Below are 19,574 nucleotides of genomic sequence, written 5' to 3'. Positions count from 1 at the left end.
GTTAACGGGTAGAGTTGCTGTGGTTGAACCCGCAGGAATCGTTAGACTGCCTGTAAGATTACTATAATCAGTGCCTTTTGTCGCTGTTCCTGCAACAGTATAGTTAACCGTTAAAGCGTTACTGGTAGTACCTGTACGGGTAATTGTAAAACGACCGGGGTTAGCAGTTTGTCCTGATAGGGTTTCGGCTGCGCTGCTATCTGAGGCTGTAATGCTAACAGTAGTGGGTGGAGTGGAAGTGGTGGAAAGGCTGTAAGCTCCTGTGATCCCTGAATAATAACTGGTGACTCGGACTAAATAATTTACACCTGACTGGGGTGTAAACGTTAACTCAGAATTGTTTGTCCCGTTAGCATCATCGTTGTAAGTTACGACTGCACCTGTAGCTTGATTGATGATTTGTACATAAGCATCAAAAGCACTGGAGTTGAGGTTAACTTTCACCGGTTGACCAACAGTAACTCCGGTTAAACGATAATCATCTTTGTAGTAACCACCCGTGCGAGTTGGGTTACTGGGGTCTGTGGTGCTTAAACTACCTGATAATGTTTGATTCACACCCATGTTAATGGCTGCGACATCATTATCTGCAATCGTAACGGTAGCACTAGAGGTACTTCCCAAAGTGTAAGCACTACTACTTGATAAACTCACAACTGATGTTTCTGAACCTTCAACGGTACTATCATCAATTACGTTAACGGGTAGAGTTGCTGTGGTTGAACCCGCAGGAATCGTTAGACTGCCTGTAAGATTACTATAATCAGTGCCTTTTGTCGCTGTTCCTGCAACAGTATAGTTAACCGTTAAAGCGTTACTGGTAGTACCTGTACGGGTAATTGTAAAACGACCGGGGTTAGCAGTTTGTCCTGATAGGGTTTCGGCGGCACTACTATCTGAGGCTGTAATTGTAACATTAGTGGGTGTAGTGGTGGGAACGGATAGAGAGAGGTTGTAATTGGTATCACCGCTAAAACGATAAACCCGAACATAGTAAGTGCCAGGATTTAAGCTTTGAGTGATAGATTCAGCCGTTGAACCACCATAGGCAGAAGAGGTAATCACACCACCACTACTATTGAGTAACTGCACATCTGCATCTGCACTTAATCCATTGAGATTCAGGCTAAGATTGTTGCTACTCCCGACATAAAAACGATAGTAATCATTGGTATCTGTACTGCCAACCCAACCGCTAAATGAGCGTGTACCACTGAGAGTTCCAACATCAAAAGCAGTGCTTAAAGTATTATCCTGTTCAATAACAAGAGTTTGACCGTCTATGACAACGGTGGCGGTATCATCTTCTGCCTGTATTTCTGCCAGTTGAATTGGGGTTAAGGTTTTGCTTTGAAGTAGTGCAGCAAATAGTTCTCCCTCATCTCCTGGGGTATCGGTAGAATTGATAACTGAATCAATAAAATGTCCCGTTTCTTCTAATAGGACATCAACCACCGCTTCAGGGTTAGCCGTATTCTGGGCTAAAAACTCTCGTGAGAGGTAAATGGTATCTATGGCATCGGCAAACGCCCCATTTGCCCCATTAATGTCGGCTTGAGAAACAATTTTAATCTCAGGAAGCCCTTTAAATTCCCCTGTCAGCCAATCTTGGGTTAAACTTTGGGCTTTCTGAATGTCCCAATTGTTCCCAAAAGCTTGATCTATCTTATCTGTTAATTCAGGATTAGTGGCAAACTGCTGTAATTTCAGTTCTAACTGTTGAACTGTAATATCACTCAAGAAAGATTGACTTACTCTGAAAAGAGATATTCCGGGGCTAGAAGTCAATTTTAGAGAGGAATCAACCAACAGGTTATTTTGTTCTGCACCAAATTCTAAAAGCATATCACTTAAATAATATTTTGATAGCTGATCTCAGCTAAATTCAATTAAACTCTACAATTCATAAGCCTGTCAATTGTAGATTATACGGAAACTTTACAGACTTTTCGTGTTTTAAACGACTAAAAAGTCTATTTCTCGGTAATTATACTGAGTTATTCTGCGAAATTTAAACTTGAGAATTATGATTAAAAGTCTACAACCCTTATTTTTCAGGTCATTTAAAGTCAGTACAGTTCCGTTTGACTGAGTTTGAGTTTTGTGCTGTGGGGTCAAATTTTTGATTTTCCCAAAATTTTTATGTACGGGATTTTGCCACAACCTATTTCGGATTGCTATAGCAGTTATGATTTTATGACCTAAAGCAGTGCGAGCGTCCTCCCTCGCTACACCCCAACATCTACCAATTTATTGTTTTAATATTATTGTCTTTGCGATCGCCCATTTTTATATTAATATCAATTTTAGTAATATGGTGCGTGCGCTGCGCTTACACACCCTACTTTGATGGGAGGCGATTACTCCTATTTAAAACAGTCCTTACTGGAAACAGGCATTAAAGTTGAGACGGTTGATCACCTTCGACTCTTCAAATTTACCGTGGAACAGGCATCTTGCCTGTGACAAAGATAGAATTGTACTGGGCTACAAATCATTATAACACTTTAAGACACTGAATTTGCCGTTCTTTAGCATTAATAAAAAACTCAATATCATTACTAGGAGGAAATTGATCAAATGTCTAAACACTATCCAAGAAATATGATCGGTTATGGTCGCCATACCCCCGATCCAAAATGGCCGAATCAAGCGCGAATTGCTGTACAATTTGTAATTAATTATGAAGAAGGTGGCGAAAATTGTATTCTACACGGTGATCAAGCTTCAGAAGCTTTTTTATCAGAAATTATTGGGGCTGAACCTTTTCAAGGATTGCGCCATTTGAACATGGAATCTATCTATGAATATGGCAGCAGAGCCGGGTTTTGGCGACTGTATCGGCTGTTTACCCAACGTCATATTCCCCTGACCGTTTATGGAGTTGCAATGGCTTTAGAACGCAACCGAGAAGCTGTTGCAGCCATGTTAGAAGCAAACTGGGAAATTGCCAGTCATGGGTATCGCTGGATTGATTATAAATATTTTAATGAAGAAATGGAACGGGAACATTTACAAAAAGCGATCGCCATTCATACCGAAGTTACGGGAACTCGACCCCTCGGTTGGTATACTGGACGCACCAGTTCCCATACCCGTAAATTAGTTGTAGAAGAAGGCGGTTTTTTGTATGATGCTGATAGTTATGCCGATGATTTACCCTATTGGGTTTATGACTATGGAAAACCCCATTTAGTCATTCCTTATACCCTGGATAATAATGATATGCGGTTTGCAACGAATCAAGGCTTTAACAGTGGGGAACAATTTTTTACCTATTTAAAAGATGCCTTTGATTTGTTATATGCTGAAGGAGAAACCGCACCTAAAATGATGAGTATTGGATTACATTGTCGTTTAGTCGGTAGACCCGGACGGGCAGCAGCATTAGCTCGCTTTTTAGATTATATTCAAAACCATGACCGGGTTTGGATCTGTCGTCGGATTGATATTGCTCAACATTGGCATGAGTATCATAAACCTATCGCCGGAAACCACACTTAAAGATTCATTAACTTTAACCCCTAAATTAATATGGCAAACACAACGGTTACTTTGAATAATAATACCTTTCAGTTGTTATTAGGAACTGAAGAAAGTGATACAATATTAGGAGATGCAGGAGATGACTTAATTTTAGGACTTTCCGGTAATGATTTTCTATCGGGAAATTTAGGAAATGATTGGTTAAACGGAAATCTGGGTAATGATGCGGTTGTCGGAAATGAAGGCAATGATAGCCTTTATGGAGGACAAAATAATGATGTTTTAGATGGTCGGAGTGGTGATGATTTATTATATGGAAATTTAGATAATGATGACCTGACGGGAGATGTCGGAACTGATACTTTATTTGGCGGTCAAGGAACCGATATTCTGCGGGGAAATGATGGGGATGACTGGTTATATGGGGATAAAGGTGATGATACCTTAATTGGAGGAACAGGACGCGATCGCTTTATCCTCGCCAACAATTTAGGGAGTGATACAATTAATGATTTTACCCCAGGTGAAGATTTGATTGGGTTAATGGGAGGATTAACTTTTGCACAATTAACTTTAGTTTCTGATCCGAATAATACCCTGATTCGGGTCACTAACACTAACCAACTTTTAGCAACCTTAATTAATGTTTCTGCTAATAGTCTCAGCAGTAACGATTTTCAAATTCTCCCTTAAATAAAATAGCTCTAATCTATAGCAGTTGCACCGGGTCGCTAGGACATTAATGATTGCTTTGATCCTCACTCCAGTAGAGATAAGCAATGGCGCGCCTGTAGTGACCCCTACTCTCAAAGTCTTGTCCTTAATATAAAGTTTAGTTAAAAGTTTTAGCAAAATATGAAGCTCTCCGACTTTTACAATCTCTCTGTTGTTTAAGTCCCGTAAGGGTTTAGACACTTTAACCATCTAATTCTTGTCCCCTAGGGCTTTTATGGAAACTTGGTACAATGCAACCAGCGAATTAAATTAGTTTTGGAATTCTGAACCCTTTAATTTCTATGACAACTGCAACAGCATATCCTAACGCCCCTGATATCTCCACTGATGATTATGTCGTCATTGGTTTAGCAACCTGTTTTATTAAAGAAGATGGGGAAGTTCATCAAGTTCAAGTGGTTGAACCCATTCCCTCAGCGGCTTTGGAAGCTATTTTGAAAGGAGTTCCTACATCCTATTCAATTGCTTATGCTGTAACATTGGGTTCTATTTTAAGTAATGGAGAAGCTAAAATTCCCCCAGAATTGGCAACAGATGCCCATTTTTGTGAAAATTTTACCGATCGCGCGATCGCTGCAACTCGCACCTATAAAAATCGCCCTCAAGCTAAACTTCATATTCCTTTAGGAGCAAATTTTAAAGAATTTAATTACTCCTTAGAACGAAAACGGGTGTTAAATTCTGAGCGTATTATTCGCACTGAAGATAATGTAAAACAACACGCTTATACTCACCAAGTTCTTTAGTTTGTTGAGATTTAAGTTAGGGTGATATCCTTTAACATTAGTCTAGGGTAAAGGATATCACCTCAATCTTTAATTATTTTGATTGTCCTGTTGTTGACTCTGTTGTAACGCTTGAATTTGTTCAACCGTTAACTCTGTTGTTTGAGAAATTTGTTCTAAACTCATCCCCATTTGAAGTAATAAAATCGCAACTTGTCGCATTGCTTCAGCCCGACCTTCGGTAAGCCCTTCAGCGCGACCTTCAGCCCGACCTTGTTCTTTACCTCGTCGTAAAATTTCTTGATACATCGTTGATTCTTGCATAATATCACTCCTAATAATCCGTTGAATGACATTGGTTTCTAACACTAATCCGGCGAGAATTGAAGATGCAGCGATCAGATTACTTTGAACGCGCCGATCTGCAATTTGTTCAGCAATTTGAGAGACTTGAGTTAATACCTGGGCGGGATCATTAGTTTGACTTAATACCGCAAAGGGTAATAACCCAGAAACTCTCAAAAATTCCTCTGTGGGCTGTTCCCAGAGACGAATGATTTCAAATTCATGGGAGGTTTTTTCGAGTCTAAAGGTATTTTGTTGAACTAAGGGGGAGTTAGTTCGTTGTAAATAAATCACCACCTGACGCATCACCTTTTGGGGAAACCGTCGATAGACCCTTACTCGATAATCTAACATCCGAAAGGGCATTATGGCATCCGGTTGAGTTTGGAATTCCGTATGCAATACTAACTCATCGGATTGTAGTAAAATTAAGGAATCTGCCCGAATCGGTTCTAAGGATAACTCCGTTGGACTCAGTTGGGTTAACTGTATGGGAGAACCCAATAACCAACTGGCTAAATCCTCAGAAAAATTCTCCGCGATAAATTTGCAGATATTATCAAACACGCTTCCTTTTCCTTCCCTCATCTTGATAATTTAATGATAAACTTTTTAAAAGACTTCTCATCTTAAAAAAGGATAAACATCAATGTTAAAACTCTATGGTGGTGCTCGTAGTCGGGCTTCAATTGTGCAATGGTATTTAGAAGAAATCGGGGTTCCCTACGAGTTTATTCTCTTAGATATGCAAGCGGGAGAACACCTACAACCAGAATTTATGGCGATCAATCCCATTGGTAAAGTTCCCGCAATTGTTGAGGACGATTTTAAGCTGTGGGAGTCGGGAGCGATTTTATTATATTTAGCCGAAAAACACGGTAAACTCCCTAATTCTCCCGAAGAGAAAGCCGAAATTTATCAATGGGTATTATTTGGAAATGCAACGTTAGGAACGGGAATTTTTATAGAAGCAAATCGGGAAAAAGAAATGCCCCGTTTACTCAATCCTTTGAATGAAATTCTGACGAAACAACCCTTTTTAATGGGGAATGAATTGAATGTTGCCGATATTGCAGTGGGTTCGATTTTGGCTTATATTCCGATTATGTTGAAGTTGGATTTAAGCCCCTATCCGGCTGTTTTAGACTATATTAAACGGTTAACGGAAAGACCTGCATTTCAAAAAACCATTGGTAGCAGGAAGTAATATTTACCTAAGAATGGCTATCAACGTTGAGTTAGAAAGACCGGGAAGTTAAACCCTAGATTGAGTAAACCTCCACAATTTTCCAGCTTAACGCTGATAGCTTAAACTGGTTTTTTTATTTGAATCCCACAGAGGCTTGCCAAACAAAAGCCAACAACAGGAAAAAGACGGGGATAACAGGCAGAATGTCAACGACAGGACTAAAAATGGAGTAAGCTTCGGGTAGCTTTGCTAAAAGCAGTGCTGCTTCCATGAATTAATATACCTCTCTAAAAATTATGTGGGCGAATTTTAAGGTATTTTACCATGCTCGGTCATGGCAACTCACGAATTTTATGATGTAGGGTGCGTCAGTGCAACGCACGCACCATTAACCCTCTATTTTGGCAATTGAAACGTGAAATTCCATCTGGGAGGTGGCACCAATACCCCGAAATGTCCCTTTAATGGGGGCGGCGTGGCGGGGAATGGCTGTGGCGACTAAGGGAATATGGCGATCGCTAATGGCTAATCCTTGAGTCGGATCATACCCTCGCCATCCCGCACCGGGTAAATAAACTTCAGCCCAAGCGTGTAAATCCCGTTTTTCTCGGTTTAAATTCCCTTCTTGATACCCACTAACAAAGCGGGTCGCTAAATTCATCATCCGACACGCTTCCATAAACACAACCGTTAAATCTCGACAGGAACCAAACTGTTGTGTCCAAGTGATCCCCGGTGGTAAGGGACGACCTTGAGGGCGAATAATATGTTGACAAGTCTCATGAATTTTTTGATTTAATTCATTTAAAAAAGTGAGGGTTTGTCCTTGGGTTTTATGCCAAATTTCTTGAGCAAGTTGGGTAATAATCGGATCAGGAAGTTGTTGTAAATAGGGTTGTAAATGACTCAATATAGGAGCCGGATAATCTACAATCGGCAACTCCAGAGCCCAAGGTTCTAATAAATAATGAAAGGGGTTAGTACAGTGGGTTTCCACTTGGGAGTTAACCTTAATTTTTAATTCTTGAGTGGGTTGGGAAAACCAAATTTTAATGGCATTATTTCCATCTAATCCCAAGCAATCTGATCTCCCTTGAGGTTGAGGAAAAATGTCTACAGAAAATTCTTGTACCGTTTGAAACGCATCAGAACGAGGGCGTAACTGAATGAGATGGGGATCTAAAGTAACAGGTTGACTGTAAGTGTAATGGGTAAGGTGAGTAATATTATAGATCATGAACTCACTTGAGTTTGACTCAATATCAGGGGACTTGCAACCGGTTTAAGGGCAAAAAAGGCTTCAAAAATTCGGTCGCCGACGCGATTCATTCGATCTTGTAAATCATCCAAAAATTCATGAATTCCCTCTTGCATAATTTCTTCAATTGTGATATAATCAAGCTCAGAACGTAGCCTTCCTAACTCTCGTTCTGCGGGGTTTTGCCAAGTGCCAGGGCTAGTTCCTGTAATACATTGTAGCGATCGCTCTGCCTGTAGTAAACAATATTCAATTGAGCGTGGAAATTCCCGATCTAAAATCAGAAATTCTACAACCCTAGACGGTGTAATTCGGTGTTGTTTGCGTTTGCGATACATTTCATAAGCACTGGCAGATTTTAACAAAGAAATCCACTGAATTTCATCAATGGTTGTTCCGACATCATTAACTGAAGGTAATAAAATATAATACTTCACATCCAAAATTCGAGAGGTTTTATCCGCCCGTTCTAATAACCTCCCCATATTCCCAAAATGCCAGCCTTCATTATGAGACATGGTAGCATCCATGACCCCTGCAAATTGATGTCCGCGCATTTTGACTTGATAGAAGAAATCCGAGAGTTGATAGTAACTTTCTCCCATCGCCGCATCTCGAACCATCAGATAAAATTCGTTGACTTGTTCCCACATTTCCGAGGAGATAATTTCCCGAACAGAACGAGCATTTTCACGAGCCGCCCGTAAACAAGATAAAATAGAATTCGGGTAATTAGCATCAAACGTTAAAAATCGGATGACATTTTCTTCTGTCGCTTCTCCATAGCGTTCTTTAAACAGTTCTAAATCCCCCGTTGTCACAACAATCGGTTTCCACTGTTGTTGAACCCCAGAGGGAGAATCTAATAACAAATTTTGATTCACATCAATAAAACGAGCAATATTTTCCGCCCGTTCTACATAACGATTTAACCAATAAATAGAATCTGCAACACGGCTTAACATATTTAAAATTCTTGACGGTTGACGGTTAACGATTGATGATTAACGATTGAGCTTTTATTCACACAAAACCCAAGTATCCTTACTCCCCCCTCCTTGAGAAGAATTAACCACTAATGACCCTTTTTTCATCGCCACACGGGTTAATCCCCCTGGATGAACGTAAATATTTTCACCATATAAAACATAGGGTCTTAAATCAACGTGACATCCTTCAAAGGTATCTCCTAATAGAGTAGGAACTCGTGATAAAGATAGGGTGGGTTGGGCGATATAATTTCGAGGATTTGCTTTAATTTTTTCTGCAAATTCTAGGCGTTCTGCTTCTGTTGATTGGGTTCCCACTAACATCCCATAGCCTCCCGCTTCATTAGCCGCTTTAACCACTAATTGATCGAGGTTTGCTAAAACATAATCAAGTTGTTTGGGTTCCCAACATAAATAAGTTGGAACATTCGATAAAATTTGTTCCTCTCCTAAATAATATTGAATCATTTGGGGAACATAAGCATAAATCACTTTATCATCAGCAATCCCCGTTCCTAACGCATTCGCCAGCGCAACTCGACCATTTCGATACACTTCCGTTAACCCTGGAACCCCTAACATTGACTCAGGATTAAAAGCTAACGGATCAATAAACGTATCGTCAATTCTACGATAAATTACATCAACCCGTTGTAAACCCTTAGTGGTTCGCATTTGCACATAACCATCACTCACCACTAAATCCCGTCCTTCCACTAATTCTACCCCCATTTGTTGGGCCAGAAAAGAGTGTTCAAAGTAGGCAGAATTATACATCCCAGGCGTTAAGACAACAACGGTGGGATTGCTAATATGAGTCCCCACTAAATTCAGCAACGAATCTAATAAATGACTGGGATATTCATCAACGGGTTGAATCCCTAATTTAGCAAAAATTTGAGGAAATGTTGTTTTCATGACCCGACGATTTTCTAAGACATAGGAAACCCCGGACGGACAGCGTAAATTATCTTCAAGAACATACCATTTCCCCTCTTTATCCCTGACTAAATCCGTTCCCGTAATATGACACCAAATCCCCTTGGGTGCTTTTAACCCCATACAAGGTTTGAGGAATCCCTTAGAAGAATAGATTAACTCTTCAGGTATAAACCCATCTTTGATAATTTTCTGTTCTCCATAGATATCATCTATAAATAAATTCAGGGCATGAATTCGTTGCTTTAATCCCCGTTCTAACCAAGCCCATTCTGAAGCGGAAACAATACGAGGAATTAAGTCAAAGGGTAAAATACGTTCTGTCCCTTGACTATCACTATAAACATTAAATGTCGCCCCTAATTTCATCATCGCAGTTTTAGCCGCTTCCTGTCGGATTTCTAAATCTCCAGGGGATAGAGAATTAATCCGATCAATTAACGCGGCTGCGTAAGGACGAGGTTGTCCTTTAGCTACAAAAAGTTCATCGTAGAATTCACCTGGATCGTAGGATTGAAATCGCACTGGCTTTTATCCTAATTGATTACAATATAATTGAGATATAAAAGTTTGAGAGACTACTTAACTGTAGCTTCTGATACAAATCTCCAAACCCTTGAACTTGATCCCAAACAGGGATCAGGGAATTAGGCTGGAATCTGCATCAAACCCCAAGTTTCCCTTTAACTCTTCCTGAAGACATCTTGTATTATTAGGGGAAGATTCTCTAAAATAGACCTGTTCTTATTATCAAACAATTATCTCCTTCTAATCTAAAAACATAGTTAAGATTTTTTGCAAAGTTTTGTAATTTTATACCACAGGGATCAATGTTCAACAGTCACAGCCCCAAAAATCCGTTAAGTTATGAAGGAACTTATACTTGTCCGATTTGTCGTTGTGGTCAGATTTCTAATCTCACCTTAATGGAAGCTTTAGGGTGTGATGTCTGTCATCATATCTTTACGATTAACCTAGAAACACAAAGTTTAAAACTCGCAGATCGAGAACCAGCTTTAACCTGGCGTTGGACAGGAAAAACCTGGAAAGGTGAACATTTAGGCAATCTCGAACTCAGTTGGATTTATTGGATTATTGCTCTTAGTTTTGTTTTATTTCCTCCAAGTTTAATTGGTTTATCCGCCTTAATTTTTCCGCCTATTCCGGGTAATGTTTGGAGTTGGTTTCCCCTCATCTGGACAATTTTAGCCTTTCTCCTTCATCTGTTTATTCTATTGTGGTTAATGGCAGAAGCTTATCAATTTCCGGTTTTATTATTCTTGAAAACTCAAGGGCGACGGATATTGAATCTTAATAGATCTTAAAATATTAATTAATGAGGAGAACACCATCATGGTACAGGAATTAATAGACTTAAAAACCTTTATTATTGAAGGACGTTATCAGGACGCATTAGGGATTATCGATGAGTTAGAGGGAATGGGTAAACAAGCAATTTTACGGAATATAGAATCGTTTTTAACTCGATTAATGATACATTTAATTAAAAATCAAATTGAACAACGATTAACCAATTCTTGGGCTGCTTCTATGGCAGGATCAATTGTAGAAATCAGAAAGTTAAACCTCAAAGATAATAAAACTTCTTATAGATCAATATTTAACTCAGTTACCTGGAGGTGAAGCATGGAATACCGATTATTGATAAAACGATAAAAAATTGAGGAAATTTTGAATTACAAGAGCATTAGCAATATCCATAAAAAAAGCCCCGACTAAAGGAACAATAATAAAGGCTTGAGGTGAAGCTCCAAAATGTTCAGTTACGGCGGTCATATTAGCCATTGCGGTTGGAGTCGCCCCTAATGCGAGTCCCGAATATCCAGCCGAAATCACCGCCGCATCATAGTTTTTTCCCATCACAGGAAACGCCACAAAGATTGTGTAAACCGTAATCATTAATAACTGTACGAACAATAATAAAGCGATTGGCCCTGCTAAGTCTACCAATGTCCACAACTGTAAACTCATTAAAGACATCGCTAAAAATAACCCCAAACTCACATCAGAAATTAAAGCCAGAGAAGGAGTATCAGACGGCCAAGGAAAGTGTTTAAAGACCAAAGGTACAGTATTCGTTAAAATAATTCCAGCTAATAAACAACCCACAAACACAGGTAATTTTAAACCGATAGCGGTAGCGATCGCATTAATTTGTAGTCCCAAACCAATAGCAAGACCAATCACTAAAACCGAATTCAGCATAGTATTATAATCAATTATAACATTCTTCTGATCGTCCTTAATACCAATGCTCAGATCTTGATTTGGGTTATTGGCTTGGAGTTGGTTTTTGTTAATTAAAAATTTGGCGATGGGGCCACCAACAATTCCCCCAAACACTAAACCAAAAGTCGCACTGGCAATGCCAATTTCCGCAGCATTAGCAATTCCATAACTCTCCTTAAATAGAGGCGACCAGGCGATCACCGTCCCATGTCCTCCACTCAGAGAAATCGACCCCGCCAGCAAACCAATAGGCAATTTTAACCCCGTTAACGCTGCGATCGCAACCCCCGTGATATTTTGTACAATTAGATAACTGATCGCCATGACTAACAAAATTAATAGCGGTCTTCCCCCTTTTACCAGGGTTTTTAATTGAGCAGAAAGCCCAATAGTTGTAAAAAAAATAATCAATAAACCATCCCGAATATTGAGATCAAATTCAACTTTATACTGAAAAACTCCAAAACAAAGACTAAACAATAAGGCAGCCAGAACACCACCTGAAATAGCATCAGGAATATTAAAATCCTGAAGGAATTTAATTTTGTGGGTTAAATATTTCCCCAAATACAAAACCAAAATCGCCACAATTACCGTTTCGCGTAGATCAAGTTGCAAAATATTCATGATGTAAAAACTTAATTCCTGATAGTATCGTAGTAAGCCCTGAAGGGCTTCTTCTCTTAACATAATCCCAAATCGGGCAAATCATTAACAATTTTAACGGTTTCTAAACTAACCGTTATCACTTGACCCATTAACCTAATAATATATTGTTCATCATCTAAACGGTTCGGATCATTAACAATTCCACTGCGTTTATCAATTTTAACTTGATATTGATCAATAATCCAATCTAACGCCGAACGATTTCCTAAGCGATATTCAAACACTTCTGGAGGTATCCCGCTTAACGTGAGAAACTCATTATAAATAATTTGGGTTTTGTCTTTACTGAGTTTCATTTTTTCAACTCGCCAATTTAACGGAACTTGATCATTTTCAATAAATTTAAGGTTATATTCGGGTTGTTGTTCATAGTTAAGATGCAAATCTGCTAATTGTTCTCCCGCATCAACAAACCCTCGAAAATCGGGTGCGTAGGGAATGCGAGAAAGTTCTCGTTTGAGGTTGGCGGCGTAACGTTCTCGGTAGGTGGGATGATGCAATAATCCATAAGTATAATAGAAGATATCCCATTTTGTAATAGTCGGATCTTGGTAATAGTTTCTAAATTGTTTGAGTGACCAGTCAGTGATATTTTCTTTTCGGTTTGTTCCGTCTTTTTCGTAAGTGTAGAATGGAAAACATTGAGCTTTTTCAAAAGCAAAATCTAAAGCAATAATAAATTGACTGATAAAACAACCAAATCCTTTTCTATCACCAACGCCAGCAATAGAAATAATCACATTTTCTTTTTCAGTTTCAGGCGTAGGGAATATTAAAGGAAATTTACCGGGGCTGTCATTTAAACCATCTGCAAAATAAAGATGACAATTTACGAATGGACGATAAAGTGATTGCCTTATTCTAGTTTGAGAAAATTCTAGGGACTTTCCTGTTTTTAAATCTTTTTTTAAATCTCTGCTCCAGCTAATTTTATGATCATCACAAATTACAAAATTATCTACGTCAACTGATTTATCGCTGCGATCTTGCCATTTCCTAACTTGTTCGTTATAAGTGGAAATCATGCGTTGAATATTGGCTACTAATTCATCAGAATTAAAATTATAGACCCAAGCATCTCTATTTGTACTAACTCCTAAACTAAACATCTTAAAAATTATCCCATTATCATGATTTTTAGAAAGTTTAGCTTCTTTATTCCCTACCTGAATAAATATATCAAAATCATTTTTTAATCCTTCATTTAACCAATTATTCTTTTTATCAGGGTTTATTAATTGCCATTTAATCGTATCCCATTGCTGATGTTGGTTTAAATAATTAAACTTTTCTTCCTTTCTCAAAAATTCACCAACACTAGCATAATAAATTTTTGTATTCTTAGACTGATTAAATCTATTTGTTCTAATAAAAATGTTAATGCTGACTCCAACTTTAATGTCGAAAACGTTATGAATACTTTTTGATCGATCTGTATTCTTTCTAATATTCCCTCCTAAATCAATAATATAAATTAAATCAAAATCTTTTTCTAAATGTTTTCTCATGCCGTCAAAAGCAAGAGCATTAATAAAACTATTATTAGTTACAAAAGCAACTATTCCTTCATCTACTATTCTATCCGAAGCCCAACGAATTGCTTTGACATAAGGATCAAAAAGAAATCTTTTTAATGTTGCTTTTGAATCTTTAGCGTAGGTTGCAGCAATTCGATCATCAATTCCGGTTTTATCTTTTTTATTCGTATATTTCTGATTTTTATTATTATCATTTTCATTCAATTGAGACGCATTATAAGGCGGATTTCCAATAATTACAAAAATCGGTGAACTTCTTTGAAGTTGAACCCTAGCGGTATTTTCTGGCGTAAATAACGATAACTGTTGAACCTGTTGATCCGAAAACGTATCAACTAAACAAATCCCTTCAAAAGCTTTATAATTACCCGTTGCTTCAAAATATTGATGCTCAATATTCATCGAAGCAATATAATAAGGTAATAACATCACCTCATTGCAGTGTAATTCCTGTTCATATTTATAGGGAAGGGCAGTTTTTCTAATTTCCTGCATCACCCGTAAAATAAAATTACCCGTCCCCACAAATGGGTCAAGAATATGCACTCCTTTATCATTGAAAGACTTGCCAAACTCTTTTTGTAAGATATCCTCAACACTTTTCACCATAAAATTAACAATAGGTTGCGGTGTGTAAACAATTCCGTGAGTATCCGCAACTTTCACCGCAAACCCTTGAAAAAACTTCTCATAAACCGTATTCAGAAAATGCTGTTTATCGCTAAACTCATCAATAGTTTGAGCCGCATCTTCCAAAGCACGATAAAAATAATCAACTTCCCCTAAAAAATGATCTCGACTAAAAGATTTAGACGTTAATGCTTGAATTACCTTTTCAATTTCCACCGCAATAATATTGCGACGGGTGAAATCAGGATTATTAAAAATTTGTCTAAAAATTCGTTCCGTTAGCAGATGTTGAATTAACATTTCCTCCACCGCCGCCTCGGAAAGATTCGGGTTAATAGCTTGACGGCAAATGTCCGTAAATTCACTAAACGCTTGAATAAATTTCGGGTTTGTTTTCCGTTGAGTTTCAATTAAATTAATCAATTTACCCGATAAATCTTTAACTCGTCCCCCAAATTCTGATGCGGCGGTTTCCCATTGGGCAATTTCAGGGGTGCGATATTCAAAAAATAACTTTAACGTCTCAACTAAAATCTGAGGTTTCGTAATATCCTCATCACAAATTTGTTTTCCTCCTTGCCATAAAATAGCACGTTCAGGAGATTGAAAAATAATATTTTCTTTCGGATAACCTACCGCAAACTTTTGTTTTACTTCTCGGTCTAATTTATCATGACTATCTTTGGCTTCCCAAACGCCATATCTAATACTTCCATCCCGAACTAAAGCACCATCAACCCGAATACTTTTACCGTTGGCTAACTTAATTTGTTTTTCAGGAATTAAGGTTAAATCAAATTGTTGACAACAAGCTTTTAAGAGGTCTGTAAAGGCATCTTTCACCGCTAATTCATGGGAAACCCCCAATTTCGCAAACTGTTGTAAAGCGTCATAATAAGCTTTAACAGGTTTATGGGTGGGTTTCAAGTTTAGCGTCACCATAGGAAACAAGCCCTCAGACTATCTTTGCTAATTCTTTCATGTTAAAGTCAATACAATCTTTGATTTAATAAAAGTTATTCTTTTTGTGGGATGGGCATCCTGCCCGTCTTTGTATTAGATTTAGATGCGTAATAGCTTAAAATCTGTAACAGTAACAGTGTAGGAATTAAGCCCTGAAGGGCTTACTACGATAAAAACCTGGCTTCTTATTGAAGAAACCAGGCTTTCAATTAATCAACTTAGACGATTTAACGTTAAAATTGAGAGTCTAATTAAACAGCAACCGCCGCTTTAGTAGAAGCACTCAATTCACCTTTGGCGTATTTAGCTGCAAATTCATCTAAAGTTTGAACTTTGATTTTATCTGCATTACCCGCAGAACCGAATTGGTTATAACGATCCGCACAAACTTTCTTCATGTATTTGATAGAAGGTTTCAGGAAGTGGCGAGGATCAAAGTTAGAAGGATCTTTGAACGCAGCTTCACGGAAGGCGGCGGTAATGGCTAAACGGTTATCCGTATCAATATTAACTTTACGGACACCGCTCTTAATTCCTTTTTGAATTTCTTCCACAGGAACCCCGTAGGTTTCAGGGATTTTACCACCGTATTCATTGATCATCGCTAAGAGATCTTCGGGAACGGAGGAAGAACCGTGCATCACTAAGTGAGTATTCGGTAAGCGACGGTGAATTTCTTCAATGCGGCTAATAGCCAGAATTTCTCCGGTGGGTTTCCGAGTGAATTTATAAGCTCCGTGACTGGTACCAATGGCGATCGCTAAAGCATCTACTTGGGTTCTTTCCACGAACTCAACCGCTTGGTCAGGGTCAGTTAACAGTTGTTCCATCGTTAACTTTCCTTCTGCACCGTGACCATCTTCTTTGTCACCTTGCATGGTTTCCAGGGAACCTAAACAACCCAGTTCACCTTCAACACTAACGCCAATGGAGTGAGCCACTTTCACCACTTCCAAGGTGACAGCCACGTTATATTCAAAGCTGGCAGGGGTTTTGCCATCAGCTTCGAGAGAACCATCCATCATCACGCTAGTAAAGCCATGACGCATCGCAGAATAGCAGGTGGCGGGAGAGTTGCCGTGATCTTGGTGCATGGCAATGGGGATGTGGGGATAGGTTTCCACTGCTGCTAAAATCAGGTGACGCAGGAAGCTTTCACCTGCATATTGACGAGCGCCGCGAGAAGCTTGCAAAATCACAGGGCTATTGGTTTCTTCCGCAGCCTGCATAATCGCTTGGATCTGCTCCATGTTATTAACGTTGTATGCAGGAAGTCCATAATCATTCTCAGCCGCATGATCCAGCAAAAGCCGCATGGGTACGAGCGCCATAAAATCTCCTCCTAAGTCGTTGTCTAAATTTATTCCGAGACCGTCTTAATTAAAACAATCTTAAGACAATTTGGTCATTTCCGGTGGTTCAGATCAGAAATTTGTCAAATTTGGTGAACAAAATTGTAGTAAGCCCTTCCCTTCAGGGCTTCAAAATTGTAGTAAGCCCTTCAGGGCTTCAATCTCATAGCCACAGGTAAGGAACTTCACGCATCACTCTCAGTTAAGCCCAGAAAAGCTTACAACCATTGATATTGTCCGGTCGTGCAGATTATACACAAAATCTGGATTTTGTCAAGTAATCACCCTGAGTTTGAATACAAACCGGGTTTCTGGTAGATCAAACCCAGGATTCCCAAGAGAATGACTCAACTTGGTTGATGCGTTTAAAATCATTATCGGTGGAAACTAGAGTTAGTCCGTGTTGAATCGCTGTGGCGACAATCCAAAGATCATGGTCGGTAAATCCCAAGTTACTCATACTGGTGTGGCGACGTTTATTTTTATCTTTTGGGGCAAATTGATTAAACACTGATGCTTTAATCCTACTATAAATAATAGCAGTTTCTTCATCTATCAAATACAGGTCAATCTGATTCAAAAAGGATTCAACTACTATCCGATTTTGCACCGCTTTCTGCGATTTATCCGTCATGTACAGCAATTCAGCATAAGTGATAATACTAATCCCAATAATGTCATTGCCATGAGCATTTAAGGCATCAATTACTTGAGAGTTACCATTAATAATATAGCTACAGTGGTTCGTATCCAGTAGATAAGACATGGGCTTAAAACTGCGTTTTTGAACGAGTCTCATGTACGAAATTCAGGCAATCTTCTAGGTCATCACCCTGCCAAGTTTTGGCGAATTTTAGTAAATCTTTAGCTGTTTTGCCTCTTTTAATGGGGGATAGTTTACGCAATAAAGATGACTCAATAGGTTCTACAGGCTCGATAGAGTCCAGAAACTCACTGACTAGAGCCAGTCTTTCAGGTGACAGTTGATTGAGTTGCTTTTCAATTTTCTGGCGTAATTGAACTGTATTCATAGTTGTTTATTTCAGAATTAACTGAGCATAATTATCCAGTTAATCATTATTTTATAAAATTGTAGTAAGCCCTTCAGGGCTTCAAAATTGTAGTAAGCCCTTCAGGGCTTCAATCTCATAGCCACAGGTAAGGAACTTCAAATCACTCTAAGTTAAGCCCCGAAAAGCCCACAACCATTAATCTTATTGGCTTGTATCGGCTTTCAACTTTCTCATATCACATAAAGTTTATTTTGTCAAGTGTCGATGTTGGCTTTTGGGAATTCTGCGATCGCTCATCATCACACTATATATTAAGCCCTAGTTTAGTTGCTTTGGTCAGTAATACTTGAAACTACGCTTTGATCAAAACCTAAGTCGAAAATTAGTGACTCCTTACAAGAGCTTTTAGAAAATCCTAATCTCCACTGCTTAGAAGTGCATTGATTAATGATATGGGTCGCCCGGGATTCGAACCCGGAACTAATCGGTTAAAAGCCGAGTACTCTACCGTTGAGTTAGCGACCCGCGTGTTTTTTCTTTTCTCACGCACAGTTTCTAATAGTAGCACAACATTTTGGGGTTGACAAGGGGGGATTAAAAAAAAGTTGCGCTGAGGTGAACGAGCATCTCACAACTAGCTCCCGGCTTGAGATAGGTCAATAATTTTCCCGTATTCAGGGCATTACGGGGGGCTGTCCAAGGTTCCAAACAATAGTAATCCTTGCCCTTGAGTGTCCAATACACCACACTGGAATAAGCCGAACTATAGCTCAGGATAATTTTCGACTTCCGAGCTTGATCAAGGGTTGTTGTCGCTAACCCCGTTAAGGGACTAAACAACACATCAATTTCCTCCTCTGCCGCATCAAACCGCCCTGTAAACACCTGAGTTTGTTGAGTGCGTTGATCCCGATACTGCATCGCTGGAATTTCAAAGGCTAATTTTTCCTTATCCAACGCTAAAAAATAGGGATGTAACCCCGTGGAAAAAGGCATAGTTTGCGGGGGTAGATTGTCCATCATGCCACAGAGGTTAGTATAGCGTTGAAAAATCTGTAAAGCATTACCTTTGAGGGTGTAGGTAAACTCCACTTCAAAATCAAAGGGATAAACCGACCGAGTTTGAGCATTACTTTTTAATACCAACGTGATTGACGCACCGCCATCCGTTGCTTGTTGTACCACCGTCCAGGGCAAATTCCGAGCAAAGCCATGTTGTTTGAGGGTATACCGTTGACCTTGATAAGTATAGGTATCATCGGGTAAATTGCCACAAATGGGGAATAAAATCGGAATTCCCCCCCGTACCGTTAAATCAGGATTAGCAAATCGTTCCGTATCTAAATACAGTAAATCCTGACCCCCGACTTGCCAACGGGTAATAATTCCTCCTCGTTCTGGGACAACTTCTAGGCTAGACTGGGTAGCCTGATCCGAGAGGACGTAGGTTTTATATTGTTGATGGGGCTTTAATGCGATCGCAAACACAGTGA

General features: G+C 39.1%; 18 protein-coding genes, 1 tRNA gene and 1 pseudogene. 7 read left to right on the top strand and 13 right to left on the bottom strand.

The window, feature by feature from the left end; all coding sequences use genetic code 11:
- Positions 1-1,845, bottom strand: a 1,845-nt coding sequence (locus tag IQ236_RS20645; RefSeq protein WP_193871026.1) for a Calx-beta domain-containing protein, incomplete at its 3' end; no start/stop codon positions are given.
- A 364-nt stretch (positions 1,846-2,209) separates the two neighbouring features.
- Between IQ236_RS20645 and IQ236_RS20640 the strand changes: the two genes are divergently transcribed.
- From IQ236_RS20640 to IQ236_RS20625, 4 genes are all read left to right on the top strand, one after another.
- The gene (locus IQ236_RS20640; RefSeq protein WP_193871025.1) at positions 2,210-2,350 is read left to right on the top strand and encodes a hypothetical protein; all 141 of its coding nucleotides are present in this window, start codon (positions 2,210-2,212) and stop codon (positions 2,348-2,350) included.
- Positions 2,351-2,580: 230 nt separating this feature from the next.
- Positions 2,581-3,504, top strand: coding sequence for an allantoinase PuuE (gene puuE, locus IQ236_RS20635; RefSeq protein ID WP_193871024.1), 924 nt, complete (start codon positions 2,581-2,583; stop codon positions 3,502-3,504).
- A gap of 30 nt (positions 3,505-3,534) precedes the next feature.
- Positions 3,535-4,179, top strand: a complete 645-nt coding sequence (locus tag IQ236_RS20630; protein WP_193871023.1) for a calcium-binding protein — start codon at positions 3,535-3,537, stop codon at positions 4,177-4,179.
- A gap of 323 nt (positions 4,180-4,502) precedes the next feature.
- A complete protein-coding gene (locus IQ236_RS20625) occupies positions 4,503-4,967 on the top strand; it encodes a hypothetical protein (protein WP_193871022.1) in 465 nt (154 codons plus the stop codon).
- A 69-nt stretch (positions 4,968-5,036) separates the two neighbouring features.
- Here the strand turns inward: IQ236_RS20625 and IQ236_RS20620 are convergent, their stop codons facing one another.
- Positions 5,037-5,879 (bottom strand): Rpn family recombination-promoting nuclease/putative transposase, encoded by an 843-nt coding sequence (locus IQ236_RS20620; protein WP_228041775.1) that lies wholly within the window; start codon positions 5,877-5,879, stop codon positions 5,037-5,039.
- Positions 5,880-5,940: 61 nt separating this feature from the next.
- On the opposite strand from IQ236_RS20620, the gene IQ236_RS20615 reads away from it, so the two are divergent.
- Positions 5,941-6,498, top strand: coding sequence for a glutathione S-transferase family protein (locus tag IQ236_RS20615; RefSeq protein ID WP_193871021.1), 558 nt, complete (start codon positions 5,941-5,943; stop codon positions 6,496-6,498).
- 115 nt (positions 6,499-6,613) lie between these two features.
- Here the strand turns inward: IQ236_RS20615 and IQ236_RS20610 are convergent, their stop codons facing one another.
- The 4 genes from IQ236_RS20610 to IQ236_RS20595 form a co-directional block, all read right to left on the bottom strand.
- Positions 6,614-6,751, bottom strand: coding sequence for a photosystem II reaction center protein K (locus IQ236_RS20610; RefSeq protein ID WP_072722235.1), 138 nt, complete (start codon positions 6,749-6,751; stop codon positions 6,614-6,616).
- A gap of 117 nt (positions 6,752-6,868) precedes the next feature.
- Entirely contained in the window at positions 6,869-7,717 is an 849-nt protein-coding gene (locus tag IQ236_RS20605) for a transglutaminase family protein (RefSeq protein ID WP_190521313.1), read from the bottom strand.
- Positions 7,714-8,703 carry an alpha-E domain-containing protein gene (locus IQ236_RS20600; protein WP_193871020.1) on the bottom strand — a complete coding sequence of 330 codons (990 nt, stop codon included), beginning with the start codon at positions 8,701-8,703 and terminating at the stop codon, positions 7,714-7,716. The genes IQ236_RS20605 and IQ236_RS20600 overlap by 4 nt, the downstream gene beginning before the upstream one ends.
- A 54-nt stretch (positions 8,704-8,757) precedes the next feature.
- Positions 8,758-10,191 (bottom strand): circularly permuted type 2 ATP-grasp protein, encoded by a 1,434-nt coding sequence (locus IQ236_RS20595; protein WP_193871019.1) that lies wholly within the window; start codon positions 10,189-10,191, stop codon positions 8,758-8,760.
- Positions 10,192-10,496: 305 nt separating this feature from the next.
- Between IQ236_RS20595 and IQ236_RS20590 the strand changes: the two genes are divergently transcribed.
- Both IQ236_RS20590 and IQ236_RS20585 read left to right on the top strand, forming a co-directional pair.
- Positions 10,497-10,991: a hypothetical protein gene (locus IQ236_RS20590; RefSeq protein ID WP_193871018.1), complete on the top strand. Its 495-nt coding sequence runs from the start codon at positions 10,497-10,499 to the stop codon at positions 10,989-10,991.
- Between the two features lie 28 nt (positions 10,992-11,019).
- Positions 11,020-11,277: pseudogene (locus IQ236_RS20585) on the top strand (DUF29 family protein); the annotation flags it as partial.
- 48 nt (positions 11,278-11,325) lie between these two features.
- Here the strand turns inward: IQ236_RS20585 and gltS are convergent.
- From gltS to IQ236_RS20550, 7 genes are all read right to left on the bottom strand, one after another.
- Entirely contained in the window at positions 11,326-12,543 is a 1,218-nt protein-coding gene (gltS, locus tag IQ236_RS20580; protein WP_193871017.1) for a sodium/glutamate symporter, read from the bottom strand.
- A gap of 56 nt (positions 12,544-12,599) precedes the next feature.
- Entirely contained in the window at positions 12,600-15,695 is a 3,096-nt protein-coding gene (locus IQ236_RS20575) for a type ISP restriction/modification enzyme (protein ID WP_193871016.1), read from the bottom strand.
- 272 nt (positions 15,696-15,967) lie between these two features.
- Entirely contained in the window at positions 15,968-17,047 is a 1,080-nt protein-coding gene (fba, locus tag IQ236_RS20570) for a class II fructose-bisphosphate aldolase (RefSeq protein ID WP_193871015.1), read from the bottom strand.
- A gap of 340 nt (positions 17,048-17,387) precedes the next feature.
- Positions 17,388-17,834 carry a type II toxin-antitoxin system VapC family toxin gene (locus IQ236_RS20565; protein ID WP_228041774.1) on the bottom strand — a complete coding sequence of 149 codons (447 nt, stop codon included), beginning with the start codon at positions 17,832-17,834 and terminating at the stop codon, positions 17,388-17,390.
- 4 nt (positions 17,835-17,838) lie between these two features.
- Positions 17,839-18,099 carry a hypothetical protein gene (locus IQ236_RS20560; RefSeq protein WP_193871013.1) on the bottom strand — a complete coding sequence of 87 codons (261 nt, stop codon included), beginning with the start codon at positions 18,097-18,099 and terminating at the stop codon, positions 17,839-17,841.
- A gap of 435 nt (positions 18,100-18,534) precedes the next feature.
- A tRNA-Lys gene (locus IQ236_RS20555) sits at positions 18,535-18,606 on the bottom strand.
- 69 nt (positions 18,607-18,675) lie between these two features.
- On the bottom strand, positions 18,676-19,569 hold the full coding sequence (locus IQ236_RS20550; RefSeq protein WP_193871012.1) for an aldose epimerase family protein: 894 nt from the start codon (positions 19,567-19,569) through the stop codon (positions 18,676-18,678).
- Positions 19,570-19,574 lie beyond the last annotated feature (5 nt).

The sequence above is a fragment of the Planktothrix mougeotii LEGE 06226 genome, assembly GCF_015207485.1.
In the GTDB taxonomy this organism is placed as follows: domain Bacteria; phylum Cyanobacteriota; class Cyanobacteriia; order Cyanobacteriales; family Microcoleaceae; genus Planktothrix.
Note: the sequence above shows the minus strand (reverse complement) of the source record. Positions and strands in the feature narration are given on the sequence as shown.

Excerpts from the sequence above, each read along its gene's own strand:
- IQ236_RS20605 (WP_190521313.1), bottom strand. The coding sequence starts at position 7,717 with ATGATCTATAATATTACTCACCTTACCCATTACACTTACAGTCAACCT.
- IQ236_RS20610 (WP_072722235.1), bottom strand. The coding sequence starts at position 6,751 with ATGGAAGCAGCACTGCTTTTAGCAAAGCTACCCGAAGCTTACTCCATT.
- IQ236_RS20620 (WP_228041775.1), bottom strand. The coding sequence starts at position 5,879 with ATGAGGGAAGGAAAAGGAAGCGTGTTTGATAATATCTGCAAATTTATC.
- IQ236_RS20575 (WP_193871016.1), bottom strand. The coding sequence starts at position 15,695 with ATGGTGACGCTAAACTTGAAACCCACCCATAAACCTGTTAAAGCTTAT.
- IQ236_RS20615 (WP_193871021.1), top strand. The coding sequence starts at position 5,941 with ATGTTAAAACTCTATGGTGGTGCTCGTAGTCGGGCTTCAATTGTGCAA.
- IQ236_RS20560 (WP_193871013.1), bottom strand. The coding sequence starts at position 18,099 with ATGAATACAGTTCAATTACGCCAGAAAATTGAAAAGCAACTCAATCAA.
- IQ236_RS20625 (WP_193871022.1), top strand. The coding sequence starts at position 4,503 with ATGACAACTGCAACAGCATATCCTAACGCCCCTGATATCTCCACTGAT.
- puuE (WP_193871024.1), top strand. The coding sequence starts at position 2,581 with ATGTCTAAACACTATCCAAGAAATATGATCGGTTATGGTCGCCATACC.
- IQ236_RS20590 (WP_193871018.1), top strand. The coding sequence starts at position 10,497 with ATGTTCAACAGTCACAGCCCCAAAAATCCGTTAAGTTATGAAGGAACT.
- IQ236_RS20630 (WP_193871023.1), top strand. The coding sequence starts at position 3,535 with ATGGCAAACACAACGGTTACTTTGAATAATAATACCTTTCAGTTGTTA.
- IQ236_RS20600 (WP_193871020.1), bottom strand. The coding sequence starts at position 8,703 with ATGTTAAGCCGTGTTGCAGATTCTATTTATTGGTTAAATCGTTATGTA.
- fba (WP_193871015.1), bottom strand. The coding sequence starts at position 17,047 with ATGGCGCTCGTACCCATGCGGCTTTTGCTGGATCATGCGGCTGAGAAT.
- IQ236_RS20565 (WP_228041774.1), bottom strand. The coding sequence starts at position 17,834 with ATGTCTTATCTACTGGATACGAACCACTGTAGCTATATTATTAATGGT.
- gltS (WP_193871017.1), bottom strand. The coding sequence starts at position 12,543 with ATGAATATTTTGCAACTTGATCTACGCGAAACGGTAATTGTGGCGATT.